Source organism: Alistipes communis, assembly GCF_006542665.1.
GTDB lineage: Bacteria > Bacteroidota > Bacteroidia > Bacteroidales > Rikenellaceae > Alistipes > Alistipes communis.
In genome coordinates this window covers 773,239-789,354 of sequence record NZ_AP019735.1, presented here as the reverse complement: position 1 = coordinate 789,354, position 16,116 = coordinate 773,239, and the positions used below count along the sequence as shown (strand labels likewise).

11 protein-coding genes are annotated in these 16,116 nt (G+C 64.6%); 3 read left to right on the top strand and 8 right to left on the bottom strand.

What is annotated here, in order from left to right:
* The first annotated feature begins 88 nt into the window (after positions 1-88).
* From FMF02_RS03300 to FMF02_RS03290, 3 genes are all read left to right on the top strand, one after another.
* On the top strand, positions 89-2,452 hold the full coding sequence (locus tag FMF02_RS03300; protein WP_141412206.1) for a glycerophosphodiester phosphodiesterase family protein: 2,364 nt from the start codon (positions 89-91) through the stop codon (positions 2,450-2,452).
* 123 nt (positions 2,453-2,575) lie between these two features.
* Entirely contained in the window at positions 2,576-3,733 is a 1,158-nt protein-coding gene (locus FMF02_RS03295; RefSeq protein WP_141412205.1) for a mannitol-1-phosphate 5-dehydrogenase, read from the top strand.
* 40 nt (positions 3,734-3,773) lie between these two features.
* Positions 3,774-4,766: a glycerophosphodiester phosphodiesterase family protein gene (locus tag FMF02_RS03290; protein ID WP_141412204.1), complete on the top strand. Its 993-nt coding sequence runs from the start codon at positions 3,774-3,776 to the stop codon at positions 4,764-4,766.
* 43 nt (positions 4,767-4,809) lie between these two features.
* On the opposite strand, the gene FMF02_RS03285 is transcribed toward FMF02_RS03290, so the two are convergent.
* The 8 genes from FMF02_RS03285 to FMF02_RS03250 all read right to left on the bottom strand — a co-directional run bounded on the left by FMF02_RS03285 (position 4,810) and on the right by FMF02_RS03250 (position 16,098).
* On the bottom strand, positions 4,810-5,535 hold the full coding sequence (locus FMF02_RS03285; protein WP_141412203.1) for a LytR/AlgR family response regulator transcription factor: 726 nt from the start codon (positions 5,533-5,535) through the stop codon (positions 4,810-4,812).
* Positions 5,532-6,578, bottom strand: coding sequence for a sensor histidine kinase (locus tag FMF02_RS03280; RefSeq protein WP_141412202.1), 1,047 nt, complete (start codon positions 6,576-6,578; stop codon positions 5,532-5,534). The genes FMF02_RS03285 and FMF02_RS03280 overlap by 4 nt, the downstream gene beginning before the upstream one ends.
* A gap of 29 nt (positions 6,579-6,607) precedes the next feature.
* Positions 6,608-7,828, bottom strand: a complete 1,221-nt coding sequence (locus FMF02_RS03275; RefSeq protein ID WP_141412201.1) for an ABC transporter permease — start codon at positions 7,826-7,828, stop codon at positions 6,608-6,610.
* 2 nt (positions 7,829-7,830) lie between these two features.
* Entirely contained in the window at positions 7,831-8,571 is a 741-nt protein-coding gene (locus FMF02_RS03270) for an ABC transporter ATP-binding protein (RefSeq protein WP_019131419.1), read from the bottom strand.
* A 4-nt stretch (positions 8,572-8,575) separates the two neighbouring features.
* Positions 8,576-9,760, bottom strand: a complete 1,185-nt coding sequence (locus tag FMF02_RS03265) for an efflux RND transporter periplasmic adaptor subunit (RefSeq protein WP_141412200.1) — start codon at positions 9,758-9,760, stop codon at positions 8,576-8,578.
* 52 nt (positions 9,761-9,812) lie between these two features.
* Entirely contained in the window at positions 9,813-11,111 is a 1,299-nt protein-coding gene (locus tag FMF02_RS03260; protein WP_141412199.1) for a TolC family protein, read from the bottom strand.
* A 177-nt stretch (positions 11,112-11,288) separates the two neighbouring features.
* Positions 11,289-12,542, bottom strand: a complete 1,254-nt coding sequence (locus tag FMF02_RS03255; RefSeq protein ID WP_141412198.1) for a Gfo/Idh/MocA family protein — start codon at positions 12,540-12,542, stop codon at positions 11,289-11,291.
* 160 nt (positions 12,543-12,702) lie between these two features.
* Positions 12,703-16,098 carry a DUF1080 domain-containing protein gene (locus FMF02_RS03250; protein WP_244611619.1) on the bottom strand — a complete coding sequence of 1,132 codons (3,396 nt, stop codon included), beginning with the start codon at positions 16,096-16,098 and terminating at the stop codon, positions 12,703-12,705.
* Positions 16,099-16,116 lie beyond the last annotated feature (18 nt).

Below are 16,116 nucleotides of genomic sequence, written 5' to 3'. Positions count from 1 at the left end.
CCCCGATTCTCCCTTTGCGGATGGATCGGGGGTACGGAGCGGCGGCGAAACGATCGCAAACGAATAGCATGTTCAAAAAACGAAAACCATGTTGAAAAAGATATTTTCACTGACTGCGGCCGCGCTCCTGCTTTTCGCCTGCACCGACGACGAGTGGCCCGCGCAGCCCGATTGGAGCCAGATTCCCAATCCCGACGAAGAGGTCGACGACGGCTTGTTGAAGCCAGCCGCGTGTACCAATAACATCGTCGCCCACCGCGGCGGCGCGACCGAGTGCAAGGCGCCGGACAATTCGCTGGCTTCGCTCCGCTATGCCATCGGGCAGGGATGCTACGGCTCGGAGTGCGACATCTACTGGACGAAGGACGACAACGTCGTCGTGGCCCATGCCGACGGCAAGTGCCAGATCAACGGGATGCACCCGTGGGAGCATACGCTGGCTGAACTGCGCGCGGGAGGCGGACTCTCCAACGGCGAACAGCTGCCCTCGCTGGAAGATTTCCTCGGCGAGGTGATGAAGGAGGGATGCCCCACGCGGTTGTGGCTCGACATCAAGAACATCACCTATCCCTCGACGCTGACCGAGTATGCGATCAACGCCGCGCGCCGTTCGTGCGAGATCGCGACGGAGATGGGGGCGAAACATTTCGTGGAGTTCATCTGCACCGGAAACACTACCGTGATGAAGTCGGCATTCGCCTATGCCAAGGCGGCCGGCATACCGATCGGCTGGATGAGCAACCGCCCGGCCGGCGAATACGTCGGACTGGGGTATTCCTGGGCCAACCTCTCGGCGGCGAGCTACATGTCGGCCGAGGCGGGAGGTAAGGGTACGCGGACGCTCGAAGAGTTCGAAAAGGAGGGCGTGGCGCTGAGCGTCTTCAACGTCGACCGGCAGGCGGGCGACGGCAATGCCGTCTATACGACCGAAGCGGTCGACTACTACTGCTCGGCGGCCGGGCGTTTCAAGGCGCTCTGCACGAACTATCCCGCATGGCTGATCGAAAAGGTCGAGGCCGCGACGAAGGTCTACGACGGCATCCGCTCCGAGGCCGACCTGCGGGCCTTCGCGGCCGAAGTGGCGGTCGATCCCACGGCCGAACGTTTCCAAAACGCGGCGGGCGAGGTCGTCCTGCACACCGACATCGCGGTGTCGGAGGCATGGACGCCGATCGCCGGATTCGCGGGTGTGTTCGACGGCAACGGCAAGACGCTCACGGTGAACTATTCGGGCAGCGACGAACAGGCGGGAATCTTCGCCACGCTCGACGGTACGGTGAAGAACCTGCGGGTAGCAGGCTCGTTCACGACGACCGCGACGGCCAAGGTGACGCTGGGTGCCGTCGCCGGCAAGCTGGGCGAGAAGGCGCAGATCGTGGGGTGTACGAATACGGCCGGCATCGCGATGAACGTCGATGCGAGCGGTACGACCGTGATCGGCGGAATCTTCGGTCAGGGAGCTGCCGGCAACGTCATCGCGGACAATACCAACGAGGGGCGGATCACCGTCCGCCGCAAGACGCCGGGCGACGCTGCGGCCGTGGCCGGTGTCGGCGGCTGGGCCTACTCGGACGTTACGGGATGCGTCAACAAGGGCGAGATCCGTTACTCGGACGAGGTGTCGGCGGCCAAGGCCGTCTATGTGGGCGGCGTATTGGGACGGCTCGATATCGGAAAGGGGTATGTCGTGGAGGACTGCCGCAACGAGGCCCCCGTCACGCTGGCGACCGCGCAGGCGGCCAACAACCTGCTGGGCGGCATCGCGGCCTACGCCAACGGCGAGAACCGCGATACGCCCAACACGATCCGCAACTGCGAGAACCGGGGCGACGTTCTGGCCGATGCCCCCGTGTCGGACAAGGCGAAGACCGGTCAGGCCCGCATGGGCGGTATCTGCGGCGGTACGGCGGTCTTCGAGGGGAATACCAACTACGGCAAGGTCGAGGCCCGGGGCGGCGGCAAGGGCGCATCGGAGTTCTCGATCGGCGGTATCAGCGGCATGATCGCGCACGATGCGACCGGCTGCCGCAACTTCGGCGACGTGCTCAACAACACCGGCAGGGAGAATCTTCTCGCCCATACCGGAGGTCTGTTCGGATGGGCGACGCTCGCCTTCACGATCACCGACTGCGCGCTGGATGCCGACGTGGTGTCGACGACGCTCTACAATTACGACGGCGACAAGGGTACGACTGCCGATCCGGCGCACGAGAACAGCAGCTGCGCGGGCATTCTGGTCGGACGCATCAAGTCGAAGATCGAGGTAACGGTCGAATCGGTGAAGATCTACGGCAAGCTGACGCGGACGATAAACGCCGAGGGGCAGACCAGGACGATCGATTTCACGACGACGGTGCCGGCCGACAACTATCTCTACGGTGCGTTGCAGGATGCGGCTTCCAAGCTGGTCGTCGAGCAGGGAGCGATCACCTGCGTTTCGACTGCGAAGTGATTCGAAAATACGCGAATGGGGGACTCCGGTTCCCTATTCTTTTCTGAAAATGCAGTCCTCCGCTCCGTTCCGCGAAGGCGGAGTCCGGTACGGGGAAGCGACTGCCGAAAACGAACGACGATCATGAAGAGAGCCATTCATTTCGGGGCCGGCAAGATCGGCCGCGGTTTTATCGGCGCCCTGCTGTCGCAGGCCGGATACGAGGTCTGTTTCGCGGAGGCGGATCCGCAGCTGGTGGACGAGATCAACCGGCGGCGGGGCTATACGGTCCATGTGACGGACGAAATCTGCGCCGAGCTGCGGATCGCCGGCGTGTCGGCCGTGCGGGCGGACAGCGGGGAGGCGGTACGGCGGCTGGTCGACGCCGATCTGGTGACGACGGCCGTCGGGCTGGGTGTCCTGCCTCGGGTCGCACCGGTCATCGCCGCAGGGTTGCGGGCGCGTAAAGCGGCCGGAGTCGCTGCGCCGCTCAACGTCGTCGCCTGCGAGAACGGCGTGCGTGCGACCTCGCGCCTCAAAGCGTCCGTATACGAGGCGCTGGATGCGCCGACGGCCGCATGGGCGGAGCGCACGGTCGGATTCGCCGACTGTTCGGTCGACCGCATCGTGCCGCCCGTCGCCTTTCCCGAACCGCTGGACGTGGCCGCCGAGGCGTTTCACGAATGGAACGTCGAGCGGAGCGCGTGGGTGGGCGAACCGCCGCAACTGTCGGGAATGCACCTGACCGACGAGTTGGAGGCGCACATCGAACGCAAGCTCTTCACGCTGAACACGGGACACTGCGCGACGGCCTATCTGGGACATCTCAAAGGGTATGTCACCATCGCCGAGGCGCTCGCCGACGAGCGGATTTTCGGGCTGGTGCGAGGTGCGATGCGGCAGAGCGGGGAGGCGCTGATCCGCAAGTTCGGTTTCGGCAGGGCGCAGCACGCCGCCTACATCGACTCCGTGCTGCGGAGGTTCCGCAATCCGTGGCTGCGCGATACGGTAGCCCGCGTGGGGCACGATCCCGCCCGCAAGCTCTCCGCACCGCTCTATTTCTCCTATCCGATCACGCTGGCGGCGGGCTACGGGCTTGCCGTGGACAAGCTGGCGCTCGCGGCCGCCGCAGCGCTGCATTTCGACGATCCGGCCGACGGGCAGTGTGCCGAGATCAGGGAGACGATCGCCCGGATCGGTCTGCCGGCTGCCGTGCGGCGGATTACCGGCATCGACGACGACAGGCTCGTGGCGGCGCTGGTCGACGCTTATGCGCGGGTGCCGTCGGCCGTCGGGGCGTGACGGACGGGTCGCATGTAATTTTTCGTAACGAATACAACCGATGAAACGCTATTTGACGATACTCGCCGCGGCGACGATGCTCTCCTGCGGCGGCCGGCAGGCCGGTTATCCGGTCGCGGGCGAAGACCACGCGGTGAAGATCGCCTCGTTCGAGGAGTTCCAGTCCTATTTCCGCTATGTCCCCGGGCGGGACATCATCATCAGCGCCCATCGGGGCGGTATGCAGGAGGGGTATCCCGAGAACTGCATCGCTTCGTGCGAGAAGACGCTGTCGATGATGCCGACCTTCTTCGAGATCGATTTCAGCTTCACGAAGGACAGCGTGATGGTGCTCATGCACGACCTGACGATCGACCGCACGACCGACGGCAAGGGGCGCGTGGCCGACTACACCTACGAGGAGTTGCAGCGGTTCCGGCTGGTCGACCGCGACGGAAACGTGACCGACTACCGCATTCCGACGCTCGCCGAGGTGCTCGAATGGGGGAAAGACAAGGTGGCGTTCAATTTCGACAACAAGTATATCAACACGAAGGGCGTCGGTGAGGCGGAGAGACGGCGGGCGCTGGATTATTACGTCGAGCAGTTGTTGCCGGGCGGCGCATGGTCGGAATACCACAACATCTTCCTGAGCGTCCGCTCGCTCGACGAGGCGCTGTACTATTGGAATGCGGGGGTGCGCAACGCAATGTTCTGCATCGAGATCAGTACGCCCGAGCAGTTTCGGGCTTTCGAGCGGAGCGGGATTCCGTGGAGCTACCTCATCGCCGCGAGCCGCAAGGCGATGGATCCCGCCATGACGGAGATCTACGAAAAGCTCCACGACCGCGGCGTGATGGTGATCGTCTCTGTCACGGGATCGGCCGATCGGGTGAAGGATCGCCGCGACCGGCGTGTGGAGTACCTGCGCACGCTCCTCTCCGAACCGGATATTATCGAAACCGATTATCCGGCCGATTTCGTCGGTCTTCCCGTCGGACGGGAGGAGCTGCGCGCGATCCGCGACCGCGAGGCGGAGCGGATGGAGCGGTAGGCTTGTCGAGCGGCGGGTCTGCCGATTGCATGCCGTGCGGAGATCAGAAGAGCAGCGAGTGTTCGGCCAGAAAGTCGAAGAACGCCTGCCGGTAGTTCTCCGAGACGGGAATGTACTCCTTGCCGAAGACGATGCGGTTGCGTTCGATCGAGCGGATCTTCGAAGGCTGCACGATGAAGGAGCGGTGGACGCGGACGAACCGGTCGGCGGGCAGCTGTTCTTCCAGCGATTTGAGACTGGTCAGCGTGAGCACGGGATGCGTCTCCTCCTCGACGTGGATCTTCACGTAGTCTTTCAGCCCCTCGATGTAGAGGATGCTGTCGAATCCGATCTGCCGCAGCCGGTATTCGGTCTTGACGAAGAGGCTTTGCGGAGCTGCGGCCGGCGGGGGCGTTTCGGCGCGGTTTTTCAGTTCGAACCATGCCAGCGCCTTGTTCGCCGCTGCGAGGAAGTCGGCATAGCTGATCGGTTTGAGCAGGTAGTCGACCGCGTTGACGCGGAAGCCTTCGACGGCGTAGCGACTGAAAGCCGTGGTGAAGATCACGCGCGTGTCGGCGGGGAGCATCCGCGAAAGTTCCATGCCGCTCAGCCCCGGCATCTGGATGTCGCAGAAAAGCAGGTCGACGGGGCGGTCGCGCAGCATGTCGAAGGCCGCCGAGCCGCTGCCGAACGAGCCGCACAGCGTCAGGAACGGTGTCTTGCGCACGTATCCCTCCATCAGCTCCACGGCCAGCGGTTCGTCGTCGATGATCGCGCAGTTCAGTTTCATCGTTCGTGCAGTTTGATGCGCAGCAACGCCGTGTAGGTGCCGCCCCGCTCTCCGTATTCGAAAGTGTGGCGTTGCGGATAGATCATCTCCAGCCGTTTCGAGAGGTTTTTCAGCCCGATGCCCGAACCGCTCCGATCCGAAGCCGTCTTGGGGAAACAACTGTTGCGGATGCGGCAGACCAGTTCGCCGCCTCGCTCGTGGATGTCGATCCGGATGAACGACGGTCTGTCGTTGCTCGTGCCGTGTTTGAAGGCATTCTCGATCAGCGAGATGAACAGCAGCGGGGCCACGGGCGTCGGCGACGGTTCTTCGGGCAGCGAGACTCCGACTTCCACGTGGCGCGGCAGGCGGATGCGCATCAGTTCGATGTAGTCGCGCAGGAACTCGACCTCGGCGGCCAGCGGCACCGTGGGGCAACTGCTTTCGTAGAGCACGTAGCGCAGCATCCGGCTCAGGTCGTGGACGGCCTGCTGCGCGCGGTCGGCGTCGATCTGGATGAGCGAATAGATGTTGTTGAGCGTATTGAACAGAAAATGGGGGTTGAGCTGGCTTTTGAGGTTTTGCAGTTCGGCCTGCGTGCGGCTGTGTTCCAGCTCCTGCCGGGCTGCTTCGGCCTTGTACCAGCCGCCCGTCATGCGGATGGCGACTCCCGCACCCACCACCAGCAGGTAGAGCGCGGCGTTTCCGGCGAAAAAACGCACGGAGTCCTGCCACGGCCGCGGCAGGGGCGGGTGCTGCGCATCGGGCGGCAGCACGTAGCGGAACAGGAGGTGCAGCCCGACGATCACCGCGGCGATCAACAACGCGTTGCCGCCCAGGAAACGGCCTGTCTGACGGGTGAAGAGGTATCGTTCGATCAGCAGGAAATAGTTCGTGTAGAAGACCACCATGAACGAGAGCGGTACGAGCAGGAAGCGCAGGTACTCCGAACCGGTCATCAGCGGCCGGTCGGGGGAGGTGACGAACAGCGGCATCCCGAAGATCACGGCCCATGCCGTCAGGTGGATCAGCCAGCCCGAATATTTCGATTGCAGAGCGGTCATAGCCGAACAAAATTAACGATTATTTCCGATTATTCATAACGGATCGCCTCGATCGGGTCGAGCATCGCCGCCTTCTGCGCGGGGTACCACCCGAAGAAGACGCCCGTCAGCGTGCAGACGGCGAACGAGAGGAGGACGCTCCACGGCTGGATGTAGATGGGGAAGGCCGCCGCCAGATTGACCACCACGGCGGCCCCGATGCCGAATACCACGCCGATCAGGCCGCCCGTGACGCTGATGAGGATCGATTCGATGAGAAACTGCGCCAGAATGTCGCGTCCCTTGGCGCCGATCGACATCCGCAGGCCGATTTCGCGCGTGCGCTCCGTCACGGAGACGTACATGATGTTCATGATGCCGATGCCGCCCACCAGCAGCGAGATGCCCGCCACGGCCGCCAGCAGGACGGTCATCATGTCGGTCGTCGAGGTGAGCATCGACGAGAGTTCCTGCTGCGAACGGATCGAGAAGTCGTCGTCGTCCGTGGCTTTGAGGCGGTGGTTCGTGCGCAGGATGTCGCTGATCTCGGCGATCGCCTCGTCCGTGCAGGCTTCGCTCAGCGACGAGCAGACGATCTCCTGCAAGTGCGTGATGGCGAGGATGCGCTTCTGCACCGTCGTGTAGGGGGCCACGATCAGGTCGTCCTGGTCCATGCCCATGCTGTTGTAGCCCTTGCTTTCGAGCACGCCGACGATCCGGAAGGGGATCGTGCCGAAGCGGATGACACGCCCCACGGGGTTCTCGCCGGCGGGAAAGAGTTCGTCGACGACCGTCTTGCCTACCAGACACACCTTGGCGGCCGTCTTGATCTCCTGCTCGGAGAAGGCATCGCCGTCGGCGATCTTGTAGCGGCGGATCTCCAAGTAGTCGAGGTTCACGCCGTAGACCGTCGTGGGCGTGTTGTTGGCGCCGTAGACCGCTTGTCCGGCGCTGTTGACCGCCGGCGAGACGTAGGAGACGTAGCGGGTCTTTTCGCGGATGTCCTCCATATCTTTGAGTTTGAGCGACTCCATGTCGTCGGCGTCGAGCCGGACGCCGCCCCGCATGTCGCCGCCCGGATGGATCATGATCATGTTGGACCCCATTTCGCTGATCTCGGCCTGAATGCTCTGCTTCGATCCCTGCCCGATGGCGAGCATCGTGATGACCGACGCCACGCCGATGATGATGCCGAGCATCGTCAGAAATCCGCGCAGTTTGTTGTTTCCGAGCGCCTTGACGGCTATTTTGAAGAGATTCGTGAAATTCATGTTCAATCCTCCTGTTCGGGCAGCTGAGCCAGCGTCTCGGCCGCGTCGAGAATAGCGGCGTTGCGCACGTCGCCCGTGACGCGGCCGTCGCGCAGGGTGATGTTGCGGCTGCTGTATTGTGCGATTTCGGGGTTGTGCGTGACGAAGATGATGGTGCGTCCCGCGGCGTGCAGCTGCTGGAAGAGCACCAGCACCTCGAAACTCGTCCGCGTGTCGAGGTTCCCCGTCGCCTCGTCGGCCAGAATGACCGCCGGATCGTTTACCAGTGCGCGGGCGATGGCCACGCGCTGCATCTGTCCGCCCGACATCTGGTTGCTGCGGTGCAGCAGCCGGTCGCCGAGTCCGACGGCTTTGAGCGCGGCCACGGCGCGGTCGCGCCGTTCGGCCGACGAACAGGAGGGGTTGTACATCAGCGGCAGTTCGACGTTCTCGATGGCCGTCGTCTTGGGCAGCAGGTTGTAGTTCTGGAAGACGAAACCGATCTTGCGGTTGCGCAGCGTGGCGCGCTGGTTCTTGTCCATCGAACGCACCGCCGTACCGTCGAGGTAATATTCGCCCGCGGAGGGGGTGTCGAGGCAGCCGAGCGTGTTGAGCAACGTCGACTTGCCCGATCCGGAGGTACCCATGATCGTGACGAACTCCCCTTCGCAGATCGTGAAGGTGACGCCGCGCAGTGCATGTACCGTCTCGTCTCCCACCCGGAAATCGCGCCGGATGTCGTCCAGCCTGATGATCTCTTTCATGGGTTTATTTCTTCTTTTTGTCGCCGCCCGGAGGGGCAGGCATGAAGGGACTCCGTTCGGCGGCGGCTTCGGGCTCCGTCCGCTCCGCCGTCAGGCAGACGGCCACCTCCTCGCCGTCGTTCAGCCCGTCGACGATCTCGGTCAGTTCGCCGCTGGCCGAGCCGGCGGTCACGTACCGCGGTACGAGCGTCGTCCCTTGTTTTACCCACAGCTCCCGTTTGCTTGGTTCGGCCTCTGCGGCGGCTTCGGCATGCAGGCCGAGCGCCGCGAGCAGCTCCCCGTCGGGGACGAACCGCAGGGCTTTGGTCGGGACGGCCAGCGCATCGTCCTTTTCGAGCGTGAAGATCGTCACGTTGGCCGTCAGCCCCGGTTTGAGTTTCAGTTCGGGGTTGTAGGCCGTGATGACCACCTCGTAGGTCACGACGCTCGATTCGGTCGTCGCTTCGAGGCGGACCTGCTCCACCACCCCCTCGAAGGTGTCGTCGGGGTAGGCGTCGACGGTGAACTCCACCCGCTGTCCGTCGGATACCTGCCCGATGTCGGCTTCGTCGACATCGGCCACGACCTGCATCTGCGTCAGGTCGTTGGCGATGGTGAAGAGCGTCGGCGTCTCGAAGCCCGCCGCCACGGTCTGCCCCTCCTCCACGGCGCGGCTGATGACCACGCCGTCGATCGGGGAGGTGATCGTCGCGTAGCCCAGATTGCGTTTGACCTTGACGATGGCGGCCTGGGCCTGTTCGTAGGCGTTGCGCGCCTTCTCGTAGAGGTAGAGGGCTTCGTCGTATTCGGCGTCGCTTACCAGCTCCTTCTCGTGGAGGGTGCGCGTGCGCGAGTACTCCTTCATGCGGTATTCGTATTCGGTCTTGCAGCTCGCCAGCTCGGCCTGCGACGATTCCAGTTCGGCTTGCAGGGTCACCTTGTCCATTTCGGCGATGAGTTGTCCGGCTTTCACCACGTCGTTGTAGTCGACGTAGAGCCGGTCGATGATCCCCGATACCTGCGTACCCACCTCCACTTCGGTGACCGGTTCCACCGTTCCCGTAGCCGTGACGGAGTTGCGGATCGTGATGCGGCTCGTCGCAGCTGTTTCCAACGTGATTCCGGTCTGCTTCGAAGGGCGCAGCGCGAACCAGAGCCCGCAGGCCGCGACGAGGGCCGCGACGAGGACGGCCGTGCTTTTTCGTTTCATCTTCATGTGCTTTTCGTTTGTTTTCAGCGGTCGTTTTCGATCTCCGGAGGGGCTATCGTCCCTGATAGATGTCGAGCAGCCCGATGTTGAGCAGCGCCATGTACTTGGCCTGCAACACCTCCTGCCGTGCCGACGAAAGTTCGTTCTGCGCCGTAATCAGTTCGACGGTGTTCTTCCGGCCGACGCGGAACTGCTCGTCGGTGAGGTCGTAGCTCTGCTGGGCGTAACGTTCCTTCTGCCGGGCGGCCGTGTAGCGCGATTGCGACGAGATGGCGTCGAGGTAGGCCGACTCGACCTTGCGGAGCAGCTCCTTTTCGAGACCGAGCTGTTCGAGACGGCTGTTCGAGGCGGCGATGCGCGCCTTGTTGACGGCCGTCCGGTTCTTGCGGTTCGAGAAGATCGGGATGCTGACCGAGAGCGCGACATTCTCGTTGAAGCGGTTCCAGACCTGACTTCCCGACTGGAATCCGCCGCCCGTCATGTGTCCCGTGCCGAGACCGGCCGTAAGCGAAACGGAGGGATAGAATCCTGCACGCGCCTCTCTTATCCCCAACTCCGCTGTCTCGACGCCCAGCCGCCCCCGTTCGATCTGCGGCATGGCGTCGAGCGCCGTCGCGTAGATGTCGGTTTTGGCGGGCAGGGCCTGCAAGACGGTCTCTTCTCCCTCTGCGGGCGCGGCAAGATTCATCTCCTCCGTGATGTCGAGTTCGAGCAGCTGTTTGAGCTGCAACTTGTAGTCGTCGAGCGACGACCGGGCGACGACTACTTGGTAGAGGTCGCTCGCATACTGGCTTTCGAGCTGGGCGAAATCGACCTTGCTGATCGATCCCGCCTGCCACATCTGCTCGGCGCGGTCGCGCTGGGCGCGCGAGACTTCGGCCGTACCGGCGGCTACCTCCACGGCTTCGGCGGCGTAGAGCGCCTGCATGTAGGCTTCGACGATGGCGATGCGGATGTCGTTCGCGGCTTCGGCGACCGAGAGTGCGTCGATGCGGTTTTGGAGCCTCTGTTCCTTGACCGCCGTGCGCAGTTTGCCGCCTTCGTAGAGCGTCAGCCCTGCGTTGATTCCGTAAGTGCCGGTGTAGCTGTTGTTGTTTTCGGCGTTCGACGAAGGGTAGTTCGTGTAGCCCTGTGTCGCCGAGACTGCGAGCGACGGCAGCAGTGCGGCCTTCGCTTCGCGGGTATCTTCGAGCCCTGAGAGGTAGTCGTTGCGGCTCTGCTGCAACTGGATATTGTTTTCCAGCGCATAGTCGAGGCACGTTTGCAGCGTCCAGACTTTCAGCGAGTCCTGCGCCGCGACCGCGTGCCAGACCAGCAGTGCGGCGCATCCTGTCAGCAGTTTGCGATTCATGGCATTCCGTTTTGCCGCGAAGCTACCGCACGGCGCGCGCGAATGCAATTAAAATAGACGGACGGGCTTTTTCCGTCGACGAAACGGGCGATAACGGCGACACCCTCTTCGCGCCTATCGCGAAAGAGGGTGTCGCTTCATACGGCTTCGGGGGGGGCGTTCCGTGCCCCTCGGACGTTATTCCAGCCGGATCGTTTCGCCGCAGCGGCGGCTGCGCTCGGCCTCGAAACAGATGCGGTGGCTCTCGATCGAATCCTCGATCGTGCAGAGAAAAGGGTGGCCGGGGCGGGTCAGCGCGTCGACGAAATCTTCGATCAGCCGCAGGTCGGCGCCCGCATGGAAGGGGTGCCCCGCCAGCTCCTCGAAATCGTAGACGCGGTTGTGGCCGCGGCGGAAGCGATGCACGTGGAGCTTGCGTTCGTCGCCGAAGATCTCGCCGTGCGTCATCTTGATGTGGGTGCGCCGGCAGTCGTCCTGCGTGAAGATGTCCATCGAGAGCGAGAGGATCGTCTCGTCCGCGAGTTCCATGGTGAGCAGTTGGTGGTCGACCACGTCGTTGTCGCAGCGGTAGATGCAGCGGCCGTAGGGGCCGTGGCGCAGTTCTTCCAGGAGCACCTCGTCGAGCGTGCGTCCCTGCGGTACGTCGAAGTTCGAGATCCAGTCGCGGCGCGTGCAGTAGAGGTCGACGGCCGAATAGGGGCAGTCGTGCTCCACCGGACAGTCGATGCAGCGTTCGGCGCTCGTCTGCGGCGCGTTGGCTGCGCGGAACCAGCGCAGCGAACCGAACGAACTGAGTTTGCGGCAGGGGCTTCGGGTGATCCAGAGCAGGAAATCGACGTCGTGGCAGCACTTGGCCAGCAGCATCGGGTTGGAGGTCTCTTCGCGCCGCCAGGGGCCGCGGACGTAGCTGTGCGTCGTGCGGTCGATACCCACCGCCGCGACGTGATTGACGGAGATGATCTGTCCCAGCTCGCCCGAATCGACGATCTCCCGAATCTTGGCGAAGTAGGGGTGGTAGCGCAGCACGTGGCAGATGCCTACCAGCACACCCCGTTCGCGGGCGCGGCGCGCGATGGCGCGGCATTCGTCGAGCCGCTGTGCGATCGGCTTTTCGAGCAGCACGTGGAGTCCGGCGTCGATCGCCTTCATGCAGGGATCGAAGTGGACGTCGTCCGGCGTGGTGATGAGCACGGCGTCGGTGTCGGTCGGTCGGGCGAAGAATGCGTCGTAGTCGGCGTAGCGGCGTTCGGCCGCAAGCCCGAACCGCTCGGCCGTTTCGTTGCGCCGCAGTTCGTTGCCGTCGACGACGGCAACCGGTTGCAGCCGTTCGGGGTGCCGCCGTGCGTATTCCAAGTATTTATTGGCCCGGTTGCCCGCGCCGATGACCGCCATGCGCAGCGGACGCCCTTCGGGGACTTTCTGGAAATTCATGGATCGGAGTTTGTGTTTGCGGCCGTTTCCTGCGTCCGGCAGCCTGTTTTCGGGTGCGCTGCCTTCGCCGGTCGGGAACGGTCGTTTCGATACCGGCCGGAGACGCGGTGTCTCCGGCCGGTGGGTTGTTCGTCGCGGGAGCGCGTCCCGCCGAGGTCGTCTATTTCCCGTTCTGTGTCTTCGCGTCGAGAGACTTGATGCGGATGTTGCGGAACTGGATGCCTGCGCCGTGTCCGAGCAGACCGATGTGCCCCTTCTTGTTGAAGAGTCCCGGGTGGTTGCGGTGGTCGACGGTGTAGGGATTCTTCTTGGAGCCGTCCTCCGAGACGTTGTGTCCCTGGCACGCTTCGCGGATGTCGCCGTCGAGGATCACCTCGCCGTTGACCGTCACGGTGATGCGGTCGCCCACGGCGCGGATCTCCTCCACGTTCCATGTGCCCAGCTCGCCGAACTTGATCCGCTTGGCCGGAATGATGCCGTAGACCGAGCCGTGCTGCTGGTAGACGCGCAGGTTCTTGTAGATCGGGGCGTCGTGGTCGAGGATCTGGATCTCCATGCCGTGGTAGGCGGCGTCGACGCCCATCGGCGTACGCAGGCCGATGCCGTTGTTGACCCCTTCGCGCAGGAAGCGGAACTCGAAGCGCAGGATGAAATCGCCGTACTCCTCGACCGTGTAGAGATTGCCCTTGCCGCCGTAGGATGCGGTGACGTAGATCGTTCCCTCCTGCGGGACGTAATTGGTCGTGTTGCCCGTCCACTTGTGGAGCGAACGGCCGTCGAAGAGCACTTCGTAGCCTTCGGCCCGCTCTTCGGGCGAGAGTTCGAAGACGGGCGTCGCGGGCAGCTCGCACAGGTAGAAGTCGCGGAACTCCGCAGCATCGCCTTCGCCCAGCAGCTCGATCGCTCCGCTCGCGTAGGCCGCTTCGCCGGGCGCGCAGGTATTCTCCAAGATGACGTTTTCGGTTACGGTGCGGCCGTTGACCTCGACGGTCACGCGGTCGTCCACGACCTTGACGTGGAGCGTGTTCCACTCCCCGTCGGCGTTGTCGGCATCGACCGCGGGGGTCGATGCGTGGGTGCGGTTGCCGGTCAGTGCGCCCGACCCCGCGTCGCCGCCCAGACCGATCCGGTTGGTCGAACGCACGGCGATGCCGGCGGCGCCTCGTGTGCGGCAGTCGATCCAGAATTCGAAGTTCTCGTAGGTGCCGGGTGCGGCGATCGTGCTCGGCTCGCCGCCCGCATAGGCGATCGTGCCGTCGGCCGTGGTCCAGCTCTGCTGCATCGCCTTCGCGGCGGCCGCCTCGGCCCGTTTGAGCGCAGCGGCCTTCATCGTGGCGCGGCGGGCGGGATCGGCTGTGACGGCGCTCCACTGCGCAAGGTCGGTCGCGACGGCGGCGAACCCTTCGGCGGGGAGTTTCGAGAGCATCAGCGTCAGCTCGTCGACGGCATAGCCGGCGTCGGCGTCGCTCTTGGCCCATTCGCGGTAGATGTCGCGGCTCTTTTCGAGCAGGGCGCGTACCGTGTCGCCGCCGAGCGGGCGGGCGCTTTTCGCTGCGATGGTCTTGACGGCAGCCGCAGCGGCGCGCGCCGTCGCCTCGTCGTCGAGATAACGGCCGGCGAGCACGAGCGCCGGGAATTCACGGATGCCTTCCAGCTTGCGCAGGATGCCGACGGCGATCTTCGGCGAGGGATTCAGTTCGAGCGCTTGGCGGTAGAGCTGATATTTGCGCACGGGCGTCGCGTCGAGCGCCGCCACGCAGGCCGTGTAGCGCGTCAGCGCGCGGTCGGCCAGATCGGGATTGCCCGCGGCGATCGTATAGAGCACGCCGGCGATCTGCGGAGCGTCGACGCGCAGCAGCGCGTCGAAGGCTTCGGCGCGGCGGGTGCCGGCGAAGTTCTCCACCAGGCAGTCGATCGCCTGCTGCGTACCGGTCTGTGCCAGTGTGGGGTAGTAACGTTCGGGACGGGGCGAGGCGCTCATCCGGGCGTAGACGGTCTCGTATTGCTTTTCAGGTGCGAGCGTGCGTACGGCATGGGTGAGCGCAGCCGAGAGCTGCCCGGCATGTGCCGCGTCGGCGGTGTCGAGCAGCCGGCTCAGGCGGTCGACGTCGGCGGGAGCGGCGATGCTGGCCAGCGCACGGTAGGCGGCCTCCGAGACGGCGGCGTCCGGTGCGTCGAGCAGGGCGAAGACCTTGTCCGCGACGGCATCGATACGCCGTGCGGCAGCGAGGTTGAGCGCCTGTACCTGCATCGTGCCTCGGCCGTCGAGTGCCTTGACGACGCCTTCGTCGATACGGCCGTTGAAGGCCAGCAGCGTCTGTGCCGCGGCGTCGGAGTGCGGGCCGCCGAGCGCGGCGATCAGCGCGGCGAGCGCCTCGTCGCCGCCCAGGCGGCCTGCGGCGCGGATGCCGGCCAGAGCCACGGCGTCGTTCGACGAGCCGACGGCTTCGGTCACCGCTCCGGTCTGCGACGCGGCGTGACGCACGCCGAACCACTCGATCACGTCGGCCCACGCCTCGTCGCTCAATCGTTTGCGGTCGGCGGCGATCGCGGCGTAGACCGCGTCGTCGGCCTTGTCGCCGATGTAGCGCAGAGCGGCGTTGCGGTATTGGATGTCGCCCTTTTCCAGTGCGGCGAGCACGTAGGGCATCGCTCGGGTGCCTTCGGCGCGGACGATCACTTCGAGCGCCGCGCCGCGCACGTTGGCGCGTTCGCATTTGAGCAGCCGTTTGGCCGCCTTCACTGCGTCGCGTGCCGCGCCTTCGTCGACCATGCGGTCGAGCAGGCGCAGGTAGGAGTCGGTCGCGGCGGTTTCGTCACAGCCGTAATCCACGGCGCGGGCTGCCGCTTCGAGCGCCTTGGCCGAGGCGGCCGTGCCGCAGGAAGCCAGCGCGGGGTAGAGGGCCGCACGGGTCGCGTCGTCGGCGCCGTCGATCCAGCCCAGCAGGATCGGTTCGGCCGCGGCGGTGCGTTTCTCCCCGAAGGCATAGGCCAGCGCAGCGCGCTGCGCATCGCTAAGGTCGCTGCGGCGTGCGAGCGACAACAGGGTCGCTTCGCTGTCGGGAATGGAGATCAGCGCGCGCAGGACGGGGTCGCCCAGATAGGGGTCGTCGATGTAGGCGGCCAGTGCGGCGGCATTGTCGGCCGTCGCGCAAAGTTGCAGCTGCGAGACGAGGAAGGCGCGGTTGGCGTCGTCCTTGCAGCGTGCCAGTGCGGCGAGCAGCCCCTCGCATACGGCGGGGCGCAGCTGCTCCCGTCCGGCGGCGGTGACGAAGCTCGCCACGCCGTTGAGGGCGTACTCCACGGCGGCGTTCTCGCCCTGCGAGGCAGGGACGAGCATGTCGGCCAGGATGCCGACGCCCTCGGCGCCGGTGGCGGCCAGTTCGCCCATAATCTTGTCGTAATCCCCGGCAGTGGCGGCGGGAAGCTGCGCCAGCGCGTCGGCGACGACGGTTTCGACCGTACGCTGGCGTTCGTCGAGCGGTGCGGCCGTGACGTTCGCGGCGAAAAACAGCGCGAACGTCAGCAGGATCAACGTTTGTCTTATCGTTTTCATGAGTCGGTGTTCGTTACG

Bases quoted from the DNA above. Each gene is read 5' to 3' on its own strand.
- FMF02_RS03255 (WP_141412198.1), bottom strand. From the start codon at position 12,542: ATGAATTTCCAGAAAGTCCCCGAAGGGCGTCCGCTGCGCATGGCGGTC.
- FMF02_RS03285 (WP_141412203.1), bottom strand. From the start codon at position 5,535: ATGAAACTGAACTGCGCGATCATCGACGACGAACCGCTGGCCGTGGAG.
- FMF02_RS03295 (WP_141412205.1), top strand. From the start codon at position 2,576: ATGAAGAGAGCCATTCATTTCGGGGCCGGCAAGATCGGCCGCGGTTTT.
- FMF02_RS03250 (WP_244611619.1), bottom strand. From the start codon at position 16,098: ATGAAAACGATAAGACAAACGTTGATCCTGCTGACGTTCGCGCTGTTT.
- FMF02_RS03300 (WP_141412206.1), top strand. From the start codon at position 89: ATGTTGAAAAAGATATTTTCACTGACTGCGGCCGCGCTCCTGCTTTTC.
- FMF02_RS03260 (WP_141412199.1), bottom strand. From the start codon at position 11,111: ATGAATCGCAAACTGCTGACAGGATGCGCCGCACTGCTGGTCTGGCAC.
- FMF02_RS03280 (WP_141412202.1), bottom strand. From the start codon at position 6,578: ATGACCGCTCTGCAATCGAAATATTCGGGCTGGCTGATCCACCTGACG.
- FMF02_RS03270 (WP_019131419.1), bottom strand. From the start codon at position 8,571: ATGAAAGAGATCATCAGGCTGGACGACATCCGGCGCGATTTCCGGGTG.
- FMF02_RS03265 (WP_141412200.1), bottom strand. From the start codon at position 9,760: ATGAAACGAAAAAGCACGGCCGTCCTCGTCGCGGCCCTCGTCGCGGCC.
- FMF02_RS03290 (WP_141412204.1), top strand. From the start codon at position 3,774: ATGAAACGCTATTTGACGATACTCGCCGCGGCGACGATGCTCTCCTGC.
- FMF02_RS03275 (WP_141412201.1), bottom strand. From the start codon at position 7,828: ATGAATTTCACGAATCTCTTCAAAATAGCCGTCAAGGCGCTCGGAAAC.